The organism is Devosia litorisediminis, from assembly GCF_018334155.1.
GTDB classification, from domain to species: Bacteria; Pseudomonadota; Alphaproteobacteria; order Rhizobiales; family Devosiaceae; genus Devosia; species Devosia litorisediminis.
Map to the genome: position 1 here is coordinate 310,479 of NZ_JAGXTP010000003.1, position 18,478 is coordinate 328,956.

General features: G+C 60.7%; 20 protein-coding genes. 6 read left to right on the plus strand and 14 right to left on the minus strand.

What is annotated here, in order from left to right; all coding sequences use genetic code 11:
• Position 1: 1 nt before the first annotated feature.
• Positions 2 to 331, minus strand: a complete 330-nt coding sequence (locus tag KD146_RS16515; protein WP_212659928.1) for a hypothetical protein — start codon at positions 329 to 331, stop codon at positions 2 to 4.
• 225 nt (positions 332 to 556) lie between these two features.
• Here KD146_RS16515 and KD146_RS16520 point away from each other — a divergent pair, with 225 nt between their 5' ends.
• From KD146_RS16520 to KD146_RS16535, 4 genes are all read left to right on the plus strand, one after another.
• Positions 557 to 1,987, plus strand: a complete 1,431-nt coding sequence (locus KD146_RS16520) for a methyl-accepting chemotaxis protein (RefSeq protein WP_212659929.1) — start codon at positions 557 to 559, stop codon at positions 1,985 to 1,987.
• A gap of 216 nt (positions 1,988 to 2,203) precedes the next feature.
• On the plus strand, positions 2,204 to 3,799 hold the full coding sequence (gene ffh / locus KD146_RS16525) for a signal recognition particle protein (RefSeq protein ID WP_212659930.1): 1,596 nt from the start codon (positions 2,204 to 2,206) through the stop codon (positions 3,797 to 3,799).
• 29 nt (positions 3,800 to 3,828) lie between these two features.
• Positions 3,829 to 4,254: a 30S ribosomal protein S16 gene (gene rpsP / locus KD146_RS16530; RefSeq protein WP_212659931.1), complete on the plus strand. Its 426-nt coding sequence runs from the start codon at positions 3,829 to 3,831 to the stop codon at positions 4,252 to 4,254.
• 125 nt (positions 4,255 to 4,379) lie between these two features.
• On the plus strand, positions 4,380 to 4,700 hold the full coding sequence (locus KD146_RS16535; RefSeq protein WP_212659932.1) for a hypothetical protein: 321 nt from the start codon (positions 4,380 to 4,382) through the stop codon (positions 4,698 to 4,700).
• On the opposite strand, the gene leuB is transcribed toward KD146_RS16535, so the two are convergent.
• The 8 genes from leuB to KD146_RS16575 all read right to left on the minus strand — a co-directional run bounded on the left by leuB (position 4,697) and on the right by KD146_RS16575 (position 13,651).
• Positions 4,697 to 5,797: a 3-isopropylmalate dehydrogenase gene (leuB, locus tag KD146_RS16540; RefSeq protein ID WP_212659933.1), complete on the minus strand. Its 1,101-nt coding sequence runs from the start codon at positions 5,795 to 5,797 to the stop codon at positions 4,697 to 4,699. The two genes, KD146_RS16535 and leuB, sit on opposite strands and share 4 nt — an antisense overlap.
• Positions 5,798 to 5,897: 100 nt before the next feature.
• Positions 5,898 to 6,323: a GNAT family N-acetyltransferase gene (locus KD146_RS16545; RefSeq protein ID WP_212659934.1), complete on the minus strand. Its 426-nt coding sequence runs from the start codon at positions 6,321 to 6,323 to the stop codon at positions 5,898 to 5,900.
• Between the two features lie 3 nt (positions 6,324 to 6,326).
• On the minus strand, positions 6,327 to 6,713 hold the full coding sequence (locus tag KD146_RS16550) for a RidA family protein (RefSeq protein ID WP_212659935.1): 387 nt from the start codon (positions 6,711 to 6,713) through the stop codon (positions 6,327 to 6,329).
• Between the two features lie 9 nt (positions 6,714 to 6,722).
• Positions 6,723 to 7,328, minus strand: coding sequence for a 3-isopropylmalate dehydratase small subunit (leuD, locus tag KD146_RS16555; protein ID WP_212659936.1), 606 nt, complete (start codon positions 7,326 to 7,328; stop codon positions 6,723 to 6,725).
• A gap of 99 nt (positions 7,329 to 7,427) precedes the next feature.
• A complete protein-coding gene (locus tag KD146_RS16560) occupies positions 7,428 to 8,036 on the minus strand; it encodes a DedA family protein (RefSeq protein WP_212659937.1) in 609 nt (202 codons plus the stop codon).
• A gap of 92 nt (positions 8,037 to 8,128) precedes the next feature.
• Entirely contained in the window at positions 8,129 to 9,943 is a 1,815-nt protein-coding gene (gene typA / locus KD146_RS16565) for a translational GTPase TypA (RefSeq protein WP_212659938.1), read from the minus strand.
• A gap of 242 nt (positions 9,944 to 10,185) precedes the next feature.
• Positions 10,186 to 12,312, minus strand: a complete 2,127-nt coding sequence (locus KD146_RS16570; RefSeq protein WP_212659939.1) for a putative bifunctional diguanylate cyclase/phosphodiesterase — start codon at positions 12,310 to 12,312, stop codon at positions 10,186 to 10,188.
• 112 nt (positions 12,313 to 12,424) lie between these two features.
• Positions 12,425 to 13,651 (minus strand): argininosuccinate synthase, encoded by a 1,227-nt coding sequence (locus KD146_RS16575; RefSeq protein WP_212659940.1) that lies wholly within the window; start codon positions 13,649 to 13,651, stop codon positions 12,425 to 12,427.
• Between the two features lie 130 nt (positions 13,652 to 13,781).
• On the opposite strand from KD146_RS16575, the gene KD146_RS16580 reads away from it, so the two are divergent.
• Both KD146_RS16580 and KD146_RS16585 read left to right on the plus strand, forming a co-directional pair.
• Positions 13,782 to 14,249, plus strand: a complete 468-nt coding sequence (locus KD146_RS16580) for an Lrp/AsnC family transcriptional regulator (RefSeq protein WP_212659941.1) — start codon at positions 13,782 to 13,784, stop codon at positions 14,247 to 14,249.
• A 73-nt stretch (positions 14,250 to 14,322) separates the two neighbouring features.
• On the plus strand, positions 14,323 to 14,970 hold the full coding sequence (locus KD146_RS16585; protein ID WP_212659942.1) for a LysE family translocator: 648 nt from the start codon (positions 14,323 to 14,325) through the stop codon (positions 14,968 to 14,970).
• Here KD146_RS16585 and KD146_RS16590 read toward each other — a convergent pair whose 3' ends face one another.
• From KD146_RS16590 to KD146_RS16610, 5 genes are all read right to left on the minus strand, one after another.
• Complete coding sequence (locus KD146_RS16590) at positions 14,971 to 15,384, minus strand: GNAT family N-acetyltransferase (RefSeq protein WP_212659943.1); 414 nt, start codon at positions 15,382 to 15,384, stop codon at positions 14,971 to 14,973.
• Between the two features lie 61 nt (positions 15,385 to 15,445).
• Entirely contained in the window at positions 15,446 to 15,844 is a 399-nt protein-coding gene (locus tag KD146_RS16595) for a bleomycin resistance protein (RefSeq protein WP_212659944.1), read from the minus strand.
• Positions 15,844 to 17,049: a dual-specificity RNA methyltransferase RlmN gene (rlmN, locus tag KD146_RS16600; protein WP_212659945.1), complete on the minus strand. Its 1,206-nt coding sequence runs from the start codon at positions 17,047 to 17,049 to the stop codon at positions 15,844 to 15,846. The genes KD146_RS16595 and rlmN overlap by 1 nt, the downstream gene beginning before the upstream one ends.
• A 125-nt stretch (positions 17,050 to 17,174) precedes the next feature.
• Entirely contained in the window at positions 17,175 to 17,678 is a 504-nt protein-coding gene (locus tag KD146_RS16605) for an invasion associated locus B family protein (protein ID WP_212659946.1), read from the minus strand.
• A 92-nt stretch (positions 17,679 to 17,770) separates the two neighbouring features.
• Positions 17,771 to 18,241: an invasion associated locus B family protein gene (locus KD146_RS16610; RefSeq protein WP_212659947.1), complete on the minus strand. Its 471-nt coding sequence runs from the start codon at positions 18,239 to 18,241 to the stop codon at positions 17,771 to 17,773.
• Between the last annotated feature and the right edge of the window lie 237 nt (positions 18,242 to 18,478).

Here is an 18,478-nt window from a genome sequence, read left to right on the forward strand (position 1 = left end):
ATTACGGGCGCGGTGCCGGGCCCCGGTATTTATCCATCACCCCGTCAAGCCGGGCATTGTCGATTTCAGGATTGGCAGCTTGCAGGCAGGGCAGCAACACAGCCTTGTTGTCCAGTTCACGCGCACCAATGAGTTCAGCGGCGGTGCGGGCCGGCGTCACCCCGGCAAAGCAAGTCGCAAACTGCATCGGGGTAACGTCCAGCGCAGCAGCAATGGCGGCCACGGGACGGTTTGGATCCCCCAACACCTGTTCGGGCGTCGATACGGCATAGGCCGAGCCGGACACCAGCAGGAGTGGCAGGACGATGGCGACGTTGATTAGCGGTTTCATGGTGATCCTCCTCGGTTCCACTGCAGGCTGGCAGCGCCGGCCACGGCGAACAAGTTAGGCTTTGCTCATCATTTTGCTCGCCAATTCATCTGCCGGACAGCTTGCGGCAAGGTGACAGCGCGACAGCGCGACACCGCTCAGCAGCGCGCCTGCGCAAGAACATGGTTAATCATTCCTTACCGATTGCCCGCTAGGCTTGTGATGTTGCGCGCCTGGGGGGGACCAATGTCAGCTATTGCCGCCGAAGCCACCGTGTCGGTTCAACACGCCGACTCTCAGTCAGATATCGGTGACCGCGCCGGACGGCTGGGCGTCGAGATAGCCGACGTCGCCGGATTGATCGCCGACCTCTCCAAACTCAGCGGGCAGCAGCAGAGCCAGGCGCAGGCCACACAGAGCGCGGCCGCCAGCATGAACGCCGCTGCCGCCCAACTGAGCCGCACCATGGGCACCAGCCGGCAGGCCGCCGCCGAAGTACGCGCCGTGCTCGACAAGAGCGCTTCGGCCATCTCGGGCACCGTGCAGCGCACCACAATCACGCTGTCCGCCATGGCCGATGGCGCACTGCATATTCAGACCACGCTTGATGGCGTCTCAGGTTCGGTCAAGAATGTCGAGACCGCCAGCACGGCCATTGGCCAGATTGCCCGCGAAACCAAATTGCTGGCCCTTAATGCCTCGGTGGAGGCGGCCCGGGCTGGCGATGCCGGGCGGGGCTTTGCCATCATCGCCAATGCGGTCAAGGGCCTGGCCGACCAGATCCATGAATTTTCGACCCAGACCACCGGCAATCTGGGTAATCTGACCGCGGCGCTCGATGCCTTGCGTACCCAGGCCAGGGGCAATTCACAGGCGGCCGAGCAGACCATCGCCGACACCAGCGCCGCTGCCGAAGCGACAGCAACCCTGGAAGCGCTGGTGGGGTCGGTGGACCGTCTGGTCACCGATATCGATGCCATGGCCCAGCCCGTCGAGCAGTCCATTGCCGGCTTCAGCACAATGCAGACTGAACTGTCCGCACTCGCCGATGGTGTAGCCGCCGGCCGCGGCCATCTGGAACTGGCCGAAGCCCGTACCCAGTCGATCCTCTCCATTTCAGAGGACTTCATGCTGTTCCTGGTCGAAAGCGGCTTCCACACCGCCGACGCCCCCTATATCGCTCTGGCCCGCGCCAAGGCGGGGGAGATCGCCGCCGTGTTCACAGACGCCGTCGCCCGCGGCAAGATCGGCATGGCCGATCTGTTTGACGACCACTATCAGCCGATCAAGGGCACCGACCCGCAGCAGGTGACCACCCGGTTTACCGATTTCACCGATCAGGTGCTGCCCGCATTGCAGGAGCCTGTGCTGGACTTCGACAAGCGCATCGCCTTTTGCGCGGCGGTTGATCGCAATGGCTATCTGCCGACCCACAATGCCGTCTATTCCCAGCCGCAGGGGGGCGACCCGGTCTGGAACGCTGCCAATTGTCGTAATCGGCGCATTTTCGACGATCGCACGGGCCTGTCAGCGGGCCGCTCGACCAAGCCCTTCCTGCTCCAGACCTACCGACGGGACATGGGCGGCGGGCAGTTTGCGCTGATGAAGGACTGCTCGGCACCCATCACTATCAATGGCCGACACTGGGGCGGTTTGCGGATTGCCTTCAAGGTCTGAGCCAAGACCAGCTTTTCTTGACTCCGCGGTTGGTTTGACTTACAGCCACCCCATTCATCAGGCTTTGCTCCTGACCAGCCGACCGGGACCCCTTACGGGTATAGACGATCCCGGAGGCCACCACCCACCAGCGCGTTGCGCCCGTGGGTGTGCTTGGCGTTTGGACTGATGGATCCCATATCTCGTCGGATTGCCCGATAGAGAAGAGGACAAAATATGTTCGAGAGCCTTTCAGACCGGCTTGGCAAAATCTTTGACGGACTGCGCGGTCGCGGAGCACTGAGTGCCAGCGACGTAGACGCAGCAATGCGCGAAATTCGCCGCGCCCTGATCGAAGCCGACGTCTCTCTCGAAGTCGTCCGTGCCTTTGTCGACCAGGTCAGGGATCGCGCCGTTGGCGCCGAGGTCACCCGCTCGGTGACCCCCGGCCAGCAGGTCATCAAGATCGTTCATGACGAGCTGGTCGCCGTGCTGGGCGAAAGCACCGTTGCCATCGACCTCAATGCCAAGGCCCCCGTGACCTTGCTCATGGTCGGCTTGCAGGGCTCGGGCAAGACCACCACCACCGCCAAGATTGCCAAGCGCCTCAAGGACAAGCAGAAGAAAAAAGTTCTGCTCGCTTCGCTTGATACCCGCCGCCCCGCTGCCATGGAGCAGCTACGCGTGCTGGGCGAACAGGTTGGCGTCGACACCCTGCCCATCGTCACCAGCGAAACCCCTGTCGAAATCGCCCGCCGCGCCGAGCGCGAAGGCCGTCTGGGTGGCTATGACGTTCTCATTCTCGATACCGCCGGCCGCACCCATGTCGATGAAGAACTGATGGTTGAAACCGTCAGCATCAAGGACATCGCCAACCCGCACGAAATCCTGCTGGTGGTTGATGCGCTGACCGGTCAGGACGCCATCAACGTCGCCCGCTCCTTTGACGGGCGCCTCGATATCACCGGCATCGTGCTCACCCGCGTTGACGGCGATGGCCGTGGCGGCGCGGCACTGTCGATGCGCGCGGCTACCGGCAAGCCGATCAAGCTGATCGGTGTCGGCGAAAAGATGGACGCGCTGGAAGACTTCCATCCATCGCGTATTGCCGACCGTATTCTGGGCATGGGCGACATCGTCTCGCTGGTCGAAAAGGCCGCCGAGCACGTCTCTGCCGAAGACGCGCAGAAGATGGCCAAGAAGCTCAAAAAGGGCTCCTTTGACTTTGAAGATCTGCGCAATCAGCTGCTGCAGATGAAGAAGATGGGTGGCATGGGCGGCCTGATGTCCATGATGCCCGGTATGGGCCAGATGAAAAAAGCCATGGCCGGCGCCAATATCGATGAGAAGGTGTTCGATCGTCAGGTTGCCATCATCAATTCGATGACCAAGAAAGAGCGCGCCGCGCCTGACCTGCTCAATGCCAGCCGCCGCAAGCGCATTGCCGCCGGTGCGGGCGTTGAAGTCAGCGAAATCAACAAGCTGGCCAAGCAGCACCGCCAGATGGCCGACATGATGAAAAAGGTCGGCAAGGGTGGCATGGGCGCGCTCGGCGGCATGATGGGTGGCAAGATGGGCCAGATGATGGGGGGCATGGGCTCCATGCCGGACCTCTCCAAGATGGACCCCGCCCAGATCGAACAGATGGCCCGTCAGGCCGGTATCGACCCCAATCAGCTCAAGGGCCTGCAAGGCGCAGAAGCCCCCGCGCAAAAGGCGCTGCCGAGTGATGTCGGCGCCCTGCTCAAATCCTCCGGCGGACCGGCACTGCCCGGTCTGGGTTCCGGCGCCCCCCGTTTCCCTGGCCTGCCCGGCCTGGGCAAGAAAAAATAATCGTTTCAACCAAACCCTAGGATACCAAAATGTCCCTCAAGATCCGTCTGGCCCGTGGTGGCACCAAGAAGCGCCCTTTCTATCAGATCGTCATTGCTGATGCCCGTTCGCCCCGCGATGGCCGTTTCATCGAAAAGCTCGGCACCTTCAACCCACTGCTCGCCAAGGACAATGAAGGCCGTGTCGTTCTCGACATCGAGCGCGCCAAGCACTGGCTCGCTGTCGGCGCTCAGCCAACCGACCGCGTGCTGCGTTTCCTCGACGCCGCTGGCGTTCTGAACCGCGAAGCCCGCAACAATCCGGACAAGGGCAAGCCCGGCGAAAAGGCCACCCAGCGCGCTGAAGAAAAGGCCGCCAAGGTTGCTGCTGCCGAAGAAGCCAAGAACGCCCCCAAGGTTGAAGAGGCTCCTGTTGAAGAAGCCGCTCCTGCCGCTGAAGAAGCTGCTGCCGAATAAGTCTGGCGCAGACCTGAAATGACAAAGGCCCCGGTGGAAACACCGGGGCCTTTTTAACGTTTCATTGACTCTTTGAGAGACTCGGGCGCATGTTCACTAAATGTTCCATAAACACAGGTCTCAAGATGTCCACCTATTGCGTAACACTCACGATCGCGAAAAAAACTATTGGCGGAAAGACTGACGACGAGCGACGTCAACGTCTGATTGACAATGTTCGTGAGGACGACCTCGGCTATTGGGATCGCACTACATCGTTCTTCTTAGTCGAGTCAGGTCTCGATACCAATTCGTTTGCCAAGCGCGCGTTTACCGGGTTGAGCAGCGAAGACGTCGCAGTGGTCTTCGATCCATCGGACATGTCTGCTGCCAGCTTCGGCGATGTGAAGGACTTCGATGTCCTGAAGTCCTTCTTGTCGCCGCTGACGCGGTATAAAGCCAGCTAAGCCTTGAGCTTGGCCAGGATCGCCGCGCCCATTTCCTCGGTGCCAACCGTCTTGCGATTGTCCTGGGCGATGTCCCCGGTGCGCAGGCCGTCGCTGAGCACGGCCGAAATCGCGTTCTCGATTTTCGTGGCCAGCTCGATCATGCCGAAGCTGTAACGCAGGGCCATGGCGACCGAAGCAATCATGGCGATCGGATTGGCAATGCCCTGACCAGCAATATCAGGTGCCGATCCGTGAACGGGCTCGTAGAACGCCTTGCGCTTGCCGGTGAGCGGATCTGGCGCCCCCAGCGACGCCGAGGGCAGCATGCCCAGCGAGCCGGTCAGCATGGCCGCCACGTCCGAGAGGATGTCGCCGAACAGATTGTCAGTGACCATCACGTCGAACTGCTTGGGATTGCGCACCAGCTGCATGGCCGCGTTATCGGCCAGAATGTGGTGCAGCTCGACATCGGGATAGTCCTTGCCGATGCCCCGCACCACCTCGTCCCACAGCACGCCGGACTTCATCACGTTCTTCTTGTCGGCCGAGTGCACCTTGTTGTTGCGGGTGCGGGCCAGATCAAAGGCAACGCGGGTAATGCGATCGATCTCATAGGTCTCGTAGACCTGGGTATCGATGGCGCGCTTCTGGCCGTCCCCCAGATCGGTAATGGTCTTGGGCTCGCCGAAATAGACGCCGCCGGTCAGCTCGCGCACGATCAGGATATCGAGGCCTTCCACCAGTTCGCGCTTGAGAGAGGAGGCATCGGCCAGCGCCGGATAGCAAATGGCCGGGCGCAGATTGGCAAACACGGCCATTTCCTTGCGCAGACGCAGCAGCGCAGCCTCGGGCCGGTGCTCATAGGGGACATTGTCCCACTTGGGACCACCCACCGCGCCAAAGATCACGGCGTCGGCGGCCTTGGCCTTTTCGGTGTCTTCATCGGTAATGGCGACCTGATGGGCGTCATAGGCAGCGCCGCCGGCCAGACCGCTATCGGTCGAGAAATCGGTCAGCTGTTCGCTATTGGTCCACGCGATCAGCTTGTCGACTTCGAGCATGATCTCGGCACCAATGCCGTCGCCGGGAAGCAGGAAGAGGGAATGGGTGGCCATGATGGGTCCTTACCGTACTGGTGGTTACGCCTGTTGCCATGCTCATAGCTGCTTTTGCCGCAATGAGGCAAGCGGCAGCATGGGTTGGACATCAGGCGCGTTAGGGCTTGAGGGGCTTGCTCAGAAAGTAGCGACTACTGCCCGGTGGCATGTCGACGATCTCGCCAACCACTGCAAAGCCGAGCTTTTCGTAGAATGGACGCGCCTGAAACGAATAGGTGTCGAGCCAGATCCCGGTCAGATCCTGCGCCCGGGCATGGCCTTCGGCCTTGGCCATCAGCTGGCTGCCCAGATCCTGCCCACGCAGGCTGTCGGGCACATAGAGCAATTCAATGAACAGCCAGTCTGAAAAGACCGCGCCCCAAAGCCCGCCGACCGTGGCACCATCATCATCACGGAGCAACACCGCAAAATCTGTCTTGGCCGTGCGGGGGCGCCCTGACGCTGCGGCATTGAACGCCAGCAGGCCATCGGCGATAATATCGTAGTCGGCCGCAACAGGATTTGTGTCGACCACGATCTTCATCGATCAGCTCGTTGCCGCGCCGATACGGGCCGTGACTTCGATCTCAATCTTCATGCCTGGCTCGATCATCTGCACGATCAACATGGAGGCGGCCGGGCGGATGTCCTTGAACACCGGCCCCACAGCCTTGACCACCGCATCCACATCGGCGCGATCGCCAACATAATAGACCACCCGCACAGTGTCCTGAATGGACGACCCGGCTTCCTTGAGCGCCTTGTCGATCGTGGCCAGGGCATTGGCTGCCTGCGTCCCGACATCGTCGGGCATGGTCATGCTGGCATAGTCATAGCCCGTCGTGCCCGAGACATAGATGGTGTCCTGGTGCCGCACGGCGCGAGAATAGCCAAAGGTCGCTTCAAACGGCGAACCGGTCGATACACGCTGCATCTTGAGCACTCAGAGCCAGGGGCGATCGGCTGCCATTTTGGTTTCAAACGAGGTGATCGAGGGATCCGACTTCAGCGTGCCCGCAATATCGTCCAGACCTTCAAGCAGGATCTGCTTGCGGCTCGGATCAATCTCGAACGACAGCGTGCCGCCATCTGGACCCGAAATGGTCTGGGCTTCCAGATCCACAGTCAGCGTGGCGTTGGAGCCGCGCTCGGCATCATCAAGCAGCAGTTTGAGCTGCTCGGGGCTGACCACCAGCGGCAGAATGCCGTTCTTGAAGCAGTTATTGTAGAAAATGTCGGCAAAGCTGGTCGAAATCACGCAGCGAATGCCAAAATCCAGCAACGCCCATGGCGCATGCTCGCGGCTCGAACCACAGCCGAAATTGTCGCCGGCCACGATGATCTGGGCATTGCGATAGGCGGCCTTGTTGAGCACGAAATCAGGATTTTCCGTACCATCCTCATTATAGCGCATTTCGCTGAACAGCGCTGAACCCAGACCCGTCCGCTTGATGGTCTTGAGGTACTGCTTGGGGATGATCATGTCGGTATCGATATTGATGATCGGCAGGGGCGCCGCGACACCGGTCAGGGTAGTGAACTTGTCCATGAGGAAACCTCGCTTTGGCACAGGTCATTGCGCAAAACCCCGCCTGGGGTCAAGCCGGGATTGGCTGAAAGCGTTCGCCTGGGCGCGGCTGCGCGTTAGTTAGTCGGCCTGCTTGCTTGGCCGCCAGGTGATGAAGCGATAGAGGTAGATCACCACCACCAGCGCGAGCACGATATAGCTCAGCGGGTCCAGCACCGTCTCGACCAGGTGGTAATGCTCATGCAGCAAATAGCCGGCCAGCGTCAGAATGGTGTTCCAGATCAGCGCGCCTGTCGTCGAGGCCAGGATGAACACCACCAGCGGCATCCGCGCCAGACCGGCCGGGATTGAGATCAGCGTGCGGATCAGCGGCATCAGCCGGCCAAACAGCACGATAATCGGTCCAAACCGGTGAAAGGCGAGCACGGCGATGTCGATTTCTTCGGCATTGAGCGTCATTACCCGGCCAAACCGGTCCGACATGGCGCGCAGGCGCTCGAGCCCGAAGATCCGCCCCGCAAAATACCAGGGCAGCATGCCCACCACCGCGCCAATGGTGGCCGCAGCCAGCACGCCAAAGAAATTGAGCTCCCCATTGGCAGCGGCAAAGCCGGCAAACGGGATGATCAGCTCCGAGGGAATGGGCGGGAAGATCGACTCCGCCAGCATCACCAGAAAGATGCCGACATAGCCCAAATCCGAAATAGTCTGAATAATCCAGGCCGTCATGGCGCGCTCCTGCTGGGTCCGGGCGTCACCATCAACCTAAACCACCAAGAAACAGTAAGGGCCCCGGTATTTCCACCGGAGCCCTGAAATTCTTAGCTGGCCTTGGAGGCGCGGCTCATGCGCTTGCGATCATTGGGGTCAAGCCAGATCTTGCGCAGACGCAGCGACTTTGGCGTGACCTCGACATATTCGTCTTCGGCGATATAGCCCAGCGACTGCTCAAGGGTCAGCTTCTTTGGCGTGGTCAGACGCACCGCTTCATCCTTGGAGGTGGTACGGATATTGGTGAGCTGCTTGCCCTTGAGCGCATTGACCTCGAGATCGTTCTCGCGGCTGTGCTCGCCAATGATCATGCCTTCATAGATGTCCACGCCCGAGTCGATCATGATCTGGCCGCGATCTTCCAGGTTCCACAGCGCGAACGCCACGGACTGGCCGGTGCCATTGGAGATCAGAACGCCGGTGCGACGACCGGGCAGATCGCCCTTGAACGGAACGAACGAGTGGAACAGGCGGTTGAAGATCGCTGTGCCACGGGTGTCGCTGAGCAGTTCAGGCTGGTAGCCGATCAGCGAGCGGGTGGGCACCAGCAGCTGGATACGGGTACGGCCAACGCCCGAAGGACGCATGTCGGTCAGCTCGCCCTTGCGCTCGGTCAGCTTCTGCACAACCGTACCGGTGTGCTCGTCATCCACGTCGATGATGACTTCTTCGACCGGCTCCATCTTGACGCCGTTCTCTTCCTTGAACAGCACCTTGGGGCGACCAATGGTCAGCTCAAAGCCTTCGCGACGCATGTTTTCGATCAACACGGCCAGCTGCAATTCGCCACGGCCGGCAACGTCATAGCTGTCATTGTCATCGCCGGGCGTCACGCGGATGGCGACATTGCCTTCGGCTTCGCGCATCAGGCGTTCGCGGATCACGCGGGACTGCACCTTGTCGCCTTCGCGGCCGGCCAGCGGGCCGTCATTGATGCGGAAGGTAACCGACAGGGTTGGCGGATCAATTGGCTTGGAGGCGATTGGTGTGGTCACCTGTGGGGTGCACAGCGTGTCAGCCACGGTCGAGGTCACCAGACCGGCAATGGCCACAATGTCACCGGCTTCACCGACATCAACGGGGGTACGCTCAAGACCACGGAAGGCCAGAACCTTGGAGATTCGGCCCTTTTCGACTTCCTTGCCCTCGCGATTGAGGGTGTGGATCGGATCATTGGCCTTGACCGAACCCGAAGTGATACGACCAGTCAGGATGCGACCCAGGAACGGGTTGCGCTCAATGGTGGTCACCAGCATGCGGAACGGGCCTTCCTCAACGGTTGGCTCGGGCACATGCTCAACAACCTTGTCCAGCAGCGGCGCCAGCGTTTCCTTGGGACCCTCTGGCTCCATGGCCATCCAGCCCTGCTTGGCCGAGCCGTACAGCACTGGGAAGTCGAGCTGCTCGGGGCTGGCATCCAGCGCGATGAACAGGTCAAAGATTTCCTCGAGAACTTCGAGGTGGCGCTCGTCGGACTTGTCGATCTTGTTGATCGCCACGATTGGACGCAGGCCCTGGGCCAGCGCCTTGCCCAGCACGAACTTGGTCTGTGGCATCGGGCCTTCGGCCGCATCGACCAGGATCACCACACCATCAACCATGGACAGGATGCGCTCGACTTCGCCGCCAAAGTCGGCGTGGCCGGGGGTATCCACGATATTGATGCGGGTGTCTTTCCAGAGCAGCGAAGTGACCTTGGCCAGAATGGTGATACCGCGCTCGCGCTCGATGTCATTGCTGTCCATGGCGCGCTCTTCGACGCGTTCGTTTTCGCGGAAAGAACCCGACTGCTTGAGCAGAACGTCGATCAGAGTGGTCTTACCGTGGTCAACGTGGGCGATGATGGCGATATTGCGCAGGGACATATGGATCCGGCCTGTTGGCATGATCCCAAAACCTCGGGCCGCGATAGGGGCGGCAACAAGCGGCTGAACCATGCAGGAATGAACGCGCGCCAACACTCCCAAAAACCAAGGGGATTGGCGCATTCGGCGCTGCATTACAGGAAGATGGGCATTTCTACAAGCGCAGGGGACGCACAGGTGGTTTGCAGGCGCGCCCAATTACCGCAATGGTTACTCGCAAAACCCACCGTTCAGCGCAGTCGTCAGCCCGCTTTTTTGCGCTCGGCACCCTGCTTGTTCTCGGCCCGCAGCAGGTTGACCAGTGCTGCTGGCGGCAGCGGCGGCGAGAACAGGAAGCCCTGCACCTCGGTAGCCCCCTGCGCGCGCACCATGGCCAGTTGTTCTTCGGTCTCCACCCCTTCGGCTGTGGTGGACATGCCCAGCGAACGCCCCAGCCCGATCACCGCCTCCATGATGGCCTGACTGTCCGTGCGGTCTGTCAGATCGGCCATGAAGGAGCGATCGATCTTGATCTTGTCAAAGGGGAAGCTGCGCAGATAGCTCAGCGAGGAATAGCCGGTACCAAAATCATCCATCGAAATGCGCACGCCCATGGAGCGCAATTCATGCAGCGCGGTCAGCGTGGTGTCGTTTTCGGCCAGCAACAGGGATTCGGTGATTTCCAGCTCCAGACGCGAGGCCGGCAGGCGCGCATCAGTCAGCGCCGATTTGACCAGCGCCACCAGATCGCGGTTCTTGAACTGGATGGGCGACAGATTGACCGCCACGCGCACATCGCCAGGCCATTTTGCAGCGGCCTTGGTGGCCTCACGCAGCACCCATTCGCCAATCGACACGATCAGCCCGGTTTCCTCGGCAATGGGAATGAACTCGGCAGGCGACACGGTGCGGTCTTCATGGTCCCAGCGCAACAGCGCCTCCACGCAGATCACCCGGTTCTCCTCGAGCCCCAGCAACGGCTGATAGACCAGTCGCAGCTCTTCGCGCTGCAGCGCCAGGCGCAGGCCAGCCTCGATGGTGCGACGCTGCTGCAGGGCCGCATCCATGCCCGATTCAAAGAAATGGTAGTTCGACCGGCCTTCGCTCTTGGCCTTGTAGAGCGCCAGATCGGCATTCTTGACCAGGGTATCGGTCTTGATCCCGTCGCCGGGGCCCACCGCAATACCGATACTGGCGCCAATCTCGATGCGCTGCCCGCCAATCAGCATGGGCGCACTGATCGAGCGGATGATGCGGTCGGCTATCTTGGCGGCGGTATCTGCCCCATCAATGGGCCGCACCAGCAGCGCGAACTCGTCACCCCCCAGCCGCGCCAACACATCGGTTTCGCGTGAAGCGCCCCACAGCCGCGCAGAGGCCTGCTTGATGACTTCATCGCCCACGGCGTGGCCCAGCGTGTCATTGACCGCCTTGAAGTGATCCAGATCAATATAGAGCACAGCGGCCATCTCGCCACGGCTCAGCCCTGCTTCGGCCTTGGCCATCTGGTCCAGAAACTCGATACGATTGGGCAGATCGGTCAGCGCATCATGGCGCGCCAGATGGCGAATACGCGCTTCGTTCTGTCGCTGCTCGGTAATGTCCTCATGGGTGGACACCCAGCCACCATCCTTCATCGGATGATGCTGCATCATGATGGTGCGGTTGTTCAGCTCGTGAATGGTCTTGCCATATTCGCGCCGCGCAATGATATCGCGCCGCCAGGTGACATATTCCTCGCGCGTCCCGCTGGCGCTCATCCCCAGACCAAACAGGTGGCTGAGAATGTCCTCAAGCTGCGTACCGGGCCGCAGCATGCGTTCGGGCAGACTGTAAATCCGGGCATAGGGTTCGTTGCAGATCACCAGACGCCCCTTGGCGTCCATCATGCACAGGCCCTGACTGATATTGTTGACCGCAGCGTCCAGCCGGATGTTCTGCCGCTCAAGCTCCAGCTTGCGCTTCTGGACAACCTCGGTCCGTGCCACTTCGTCGGTGATGTCCTCATGGGTCACCACCCATCCCAGGGCTGCCGAATAAACATGGGCGGTCTCGATGGTCCGGCCCCCACGAACCACTTCCTGGCTCTTGACGCGCGCGCCATTACGATTGGCCAGCAGCTGGCCAGTGTAGACCTCGTAAAAATCGTCCGGTGTCCGGTCTGGATGGTTGCCCAGCTTGGAGCTGAGCTGGACCACATCTTCCAGACTCATGCCACGATGCAGGGCATCAGGCGCAAATCCGTAGAAGTCGCTGTAATGCTGGTTCCACATCACCAGGCGGAACTGCGGCGACCAAACACAAAACCCGTACGGAATGTTCTCGAGCGCGGCATCAAGCAGCAATGCTTCGGCCATTTCGCTCAAGCTGCCAGCGTCCACTGCGCGCACTCGACGAATCCCCTCAATGGCGCAGTAATGTGACGCCAGCGCGAAGGCTAGAGCCTCACGCTTAACGAGGGATTAAGGACCCGCGAACACATCGCGGGTCCGTGAACGGCAACTAGCTGCGGCCGGCCAATTTATTGCGCGCAGCATAGGTCTTCAGGCGCAGCCCGTTGAGCCGGATGAAGCCCTCGGCATCGTGGTGATCATAGCTGCCCGTGCCCTCTTCAAAGGTCACCAGATCTTCCGAATACAGCGAATACGGCGATGTCCGGGCGATCACATTGGCGCTGCCCTTGTAGAGCTTGATGGTGACTTCACCGGCCACGAATTCCTGGCTGGTGTCGATCAGCGCCTGCAGCATTTCGCGCTCGGGCGAGTACCAGAAGCCATTATAGATCAGCTCGGCATAGCGCGGCATGATCTCGTCCTTGAGATGAGCCGCGCCACGGTCCAGCGTGATCGATTCAATACCGCGATGGGCGGCCAGCAAGACGGTGCCGCCGGGCGTCTCATAGACACCGCGCGACTTCATGCCGACAAAACGGTTTTCGACCAGGTCCAGGCGACCCACACCATGCTTGCCGCCCAGCTCATTGAGCTTGGTCAGCAGTTCCGCCGGCGACAGCTTGACGCCATTGACCGAGACCGCATCGCCCTTTTCAAAGCCGATGGTGATGATTTCGGGCGTATTGGGGGCCTGCTCGGGATCAGCGGTGCGCTGATAGACATATTCGGGCGCGACTTCTGCGGGATCTTCGAGCACTTTGCCCTCCGACGAGGTGTGCAGCAGATTGGCGTCCACCGAGAACGGGGCTTCGCCGCGCTTGTCCTTGGGCACCTGGATCTGGTGCTTTTCGGCGTAGTCGATCAGCTGGGTGCGCGAGGAGATATCCCATTCGCGCCACGGCGCGATCACCTTGATGGCGGGGTCTAGCGCATTGGCAGTCAGTTCGAACCGCACCTGATCATTGCCCTTACCAGTGGCGCCATGGGATATGGCATCAGCGCCCACTTCCTGGGCGATCTCGACCAGGCGCTTGGTGATCAGTGGCCGGGCAATCGAGGTGCCCAGCAGATAGACGCCCTCATAGACCGCATTGGCGCGGAACATGGGGAAGACGAAATCGCGCACGAATTCCTCGCGCAGGTCCTCGATGCGGATATCCTTGATCCCCATAAGTTCGGCCTTCTTGCGGGCTGGCTCGAGCTCTTCACCCTGCCCCAGATCAGCGGTGAAGGTCACCACTTCGCAATTATAGGTCTCCTGCAGCCATTTCAGGATGATCGAGGTGTCCAGGCCTCCCGAATAGGCCAGCACGACTTTCTTGATGTCTTTTGCCATGAGCTCTGTCGTTCCAACGAAAATGATATGGAATGATAGACTAGCCCACACGCAATGAACTTGCCAAAACTTCACCTCAGCGCCTCGTTTTGGCATAAGCTGCCACTGAACTATCCAAGGACCGCATAATATGCCGCAAACGCTTGATGCCATTGATCGCCGTATTTTACGCGTCCTGCAGAACAATGGCCGCATCTCCAATGTCGATCTGGCCAATCAGGTGGGCCTGTCGCCCTCCCCCTGCCTGCGGCGCGTTCGGTTGCTCGAGGAATCCGGCATTATCGACCGCTATATTGCCGTGCTCAATCCCACCAAGGTAGGCGTAGGGCTGACGGTCTTTGTGCGCGTCTGGTTCAAGACCCAGGACGCCGCCATCACCCACCAGTTCGCCGAGACGGTCCGCAAGTTCCCCGAAGTGGTCGAATGCTACCTCACCACCGGCGAATGCGACGCCATCATGCGTGTGGTCACCGCCGACCTGCACGCCTATTGGCGTTTCCAGTCCGATCACCTGACCCGCATCCCCAGCGTGCAAAGCGTCAAGACCGACGTGCCCATGGAAACCATCAAGGCCAGCACCGGACTACCATTACTCTAGCCGGTCACCCTCTGGTCTGGCAGCGGGCGCTGCGCTAGACCTCTTGCCAGTTCGCGCCACTTCGAGACCCAACATGCCCGCTTTCCTGCCCGACCTGTCAGTCATGCTCGCCTTTGCCGTGGCCGCCTTGTTGCTGGCTGTCACCCCGGGGCCCGACATGGCGCTATTTGTCTCGCGCACCATGAATTTTGGCCGCCTGCATGGCTTTGCCACCGTTCTGGGTGCCCTGACCGGCATTGCCATTCACACCGCCCTGGTGGCCTTTGGCATTTCAGTGCTGATCATTGCCGCGCCCACCGCCTTCTGGGTGCTCAAGATCGTTGGCGCGCTCTATCTGGTCTGGCTGGCCATTCAGGCCATTCGCACCGGCGGCGGCATTCTGGTGACCAAGGCCGGCGGCAAGGTGCCCAGCCTGACCCAGAGCTACATGACCGGCCTGGGCATCAATCTGACCAATCCCAAGATCGCGCTATTCTTTGTGACCTTCCTGCCCCAGTTCGTATCGGCGCATGACCCTGCCGCGGTGGGCAAGTTGCTGTTCCTGGGTGTTGAATTCGTCGTGGTCTCGCTGCCAGTGGTCATTGCCATCGTGCTGTTCGCCCAATTGCTGACCACTACTTTGCGCGACAATGCCTGGGTCTCCAAGGCACTCAACTGGAGCTTTGCTGCCGTATTCATGGCCTTTGCCGCCACGATCCTGCTGGCCGAGGGGCGCAAATAGCTAGAGCGTGAACTCGTAATATCTGACTGTATCTTCCTGCCCATCAAGCCCGCGATAAAGACCAATGGCGGGCGCATTGTCATATTCTGTCGCCAGCCACACCACCGAACACCCGAACTCGCGGCCCCACGCGAACATCTCGGCCAGCATGGCCCGGGCAACCCCCTGCCGCAAATGGCTGGTAGCTGTACCCACCTCATCAATATAGAGATCGCTCGGCTTATCCGGGTGAAAATGCCGTACGCCCATGCATTGCCCCACAATCACATCGCCATCGAACGCCAGCACCATCAGATGACCCGGCGCATTGAGATAGTCGGTGATCCCCGCCAACGTAATCTCGGCATCAAACACATCGGCGGCGATAGACGAAAACAGGCCGACATCATTGGCCGAGGCGCGATGGATCCTCATGGCAGCCCCCAATTGAGTGCACACCAAAGCCTAACGCCGCACCACAGCGGTGAACAAGGCACTAGAGGTCCTGGCAAAACCGCAGCAGATAACCGTCCGGATCCTGCACACAGAACTGGCGCTGGGTAATCTGGGCACTGCCGGCCTGATAGGTCTTGGTCTCGACCGGCTGGAACAGCGACACCTGGTTGGTTTCAAGGCGCGTCAGCAAGGGCTCGAGCTGAGCGACCTGGATCTGAATATTGATGCCGCGGCCATAGGGTGGCTCGAGTGGGCCGGTCACCCAGTCACGCCCGGTGCCGATCTGGTCGAGCATCAGTGCCGCGGCGCCCAGCTGCACGAGGGCAAAGCCCTCCTGCGGCCGCTCATAGCTCAGGGAGAACCCCAGCACATTGCGGTAAAACGCCAGGCTACGCCCGATATCGCTGACCGAAAGCTCGGGCACCAGCGCCGGCAGCATCAGCCTGCCAGCGCCTCGCGGTCCTTCTTGCTCAGGCGTTCACTATCGCTCTTGAGCTGGCCGCAGGCGGCAAAAATATCGCGACCGCGCGGCGTACGAACGGGGCTGGCATAGCCCGCCCTGTTGACGATATCGGCGAAGCGCTCGATCCGGCTCGATGGGGAGGTGCCGTAATTGGCACCGGGCCATGGATTGAACGGGATCAGGTTGATCTTGGCCGGAATTCCCTTGAGCAAGCGCACCAGTTCATGCGCCTCGGCATCGCTGTCATTGATCCCGTCCAGCATCACATATTCAAAGGTGATGCGGCGCGAATTGGAAACGCCAGGATAGGTCCGGCAGGCTTCCAGCAGCTCTTCGAGGGGATATTTTTTGTTGATTGGCACCAGCACGTCGCGCAGATCATTATTGGTGGCATGCAGCGAAATCGCCAGCATCACATCAATCTCGCGCCCGGTCGGCTCAATGAACGGCACCACGCCCGAGGTCGACAGCGTGATGCGGCGCCGGGACAGATTCATCCCGTCATCGGCAACGCCGATCAGCAGGGCCTGTTTGACGTTTTCATAGTTATAAAGCGGCTCGCCCATGCCCATCATCACCACATTGGTGATGGCGCGGGTACCAGCTGATGGCACCAGGCCGCCATCAGCTGGCCGCGTGCCGCCGGGAAAATCGCCCAGCTGTTCGCGCGCCATCAGGATCTGGCCCAGGATTTCACCGGCCGTCAGATTGCGCACCAGCTTCTGCGTGCCGGTATGACAGAACGAGCAGGTCAGCGTGCAGCCCACCTGCGAGGACACGCATAGCGTGCCGCGGTCTTCTTCAGGGATATAGACCGTTTCCACCTCGACCGGCGGATAGTTCGGATTGGCTGGATCGCGGAAGCGGAACAGCCATTTGCGCGTGCCATCGGTCGAAACCTGCTCGGAAACAATCTCCGGGCGATCCAGATTGAACACATCAGCCAGCTTCTGGCGCACCGGCTTGGCGATATTGCTCATCCGCTCGAAATCGGTGGTGCCATTGACATAGAGCCAGTTCCACAACTGGCTGGCGCGCATGCGCGCTTCCTTGTCAGCAGCGATCCCGGTCGTGGTCAGGGCCTCGACCAGCTGCGGCTTGGTGAGCCCGATCAGCGAGGGCCGACTGGTCGCGGCAGGACGAATGGCAGACGAATGGTCAAGGTTCAGCGCAATGCTCATGGCGTGCGAAAGGTCCGGAAACTGCGGGATTGGCGCGGCCAATAGCATAGAGCCGCGTTTTAGGCAAAGTCACCGATCAGAGAGCAGCAATGCGCTGGGTTCACAGAGCAACCCCTGGCGCGTGCCTAGCACTCAGCGCCGATCGACTGCTGGGCCGCCGTTGCGCCCGAAAGCGAATAGGCCTGCGTCACCTTGATGCCGGCAGCACTGGTGCCTTCGATCGTCATGCTCGAACCCGCCCGGATGGCGCTGGCCAGCGCACTGCTCTGGCTGGCATCGTCGAGCCAGGCGGCGTCATTCTGGGTGAACAGGTTGAACACCTGCCCGCCAACATTGACCGTGGCCTTGCTGTCGGGCTGGAAGGTGAATCCCGCCACCAGATTGAATTCGGTGGTCACGTTCTCGGCTGGACGAGTGGTGACGTAGACATAGGCCTGGGTATAGCCATCGGGTGCCGGCGTCACGCTTTCCGGCTTGGTCATGGCAAAGCACACCGCACCGGCAGCATCACTGGCACCATAGCTGGACCAGGCCCGATGCTCGCCCAGCAGCCGAACCTGCTGCGCACTGGCAGCGCTGGTCAGAAAAAGCGTCGCAACAAGGGCAAGCGCTACAGCGGACTTGGTCATCAGGGCCTCAAACACGATAATGGGCGAGGGCTCAGCGAGCCCACCGCCCAGTTATGGCGGATTGCCCGAACCGGGCAACCCGTAAATATGGCTTACTTACAGGCAGCATCAATGGCATTGACTGCCGCCGTTGCGCCGCTGAGCGAATAGGTATCGGTGGTATCAGTACCGCGCTGGCTGGTGCCCTTGACGGTCAGCTTGGAGCCGGCCTTGAACGCCTGCACAAAACCACCCTCATCGCCGGTCGAGGCCAGCCAGGCCGCAGAACCCTCGGTGACCATGGGATAGGCCTTGCCATCCACGGTCGCACTGGCCTTGGCATTGGTGGTGTTGAACGGGTAGCCGATAATGGTCTGAACCTCGTTCTTGGTCCCCATGCCCTTGCGGTGGATGATCATGAAGTGGATCGGGTCACGATTGGCACCGGCAGGCTCACTGGCCTGCGGCGTTGCCGACACATAACAGATCACGCCACTGGCATCCGTGGCCTGCCAGGCGGTCCAGGCATTGAACGTCCCCAGCTCAGTCGCCTGCTGCGCCTGTGCGGCAGGGGCCAGAGCCATGATCGCGCCGACCGCGAGCCCGAGTACTAGGCTTCCGGTTTTCCTCGTCATCGCCAATTTATTCCTCATCTTGAAGGTCCGCTATGGGGGTGGAGCTGCCCGCGAAGTCTGCCCCCGTCATGGTTACCAAGGTGTCAAATGCCGCCACATTTGCACGAATTTGCTTCAATTGCCTGCCAAACGCGGCAGTAGTTTGGCAGCGGGCACGACTTCAGTCCCGGTTTGCGCCGTCAGGGT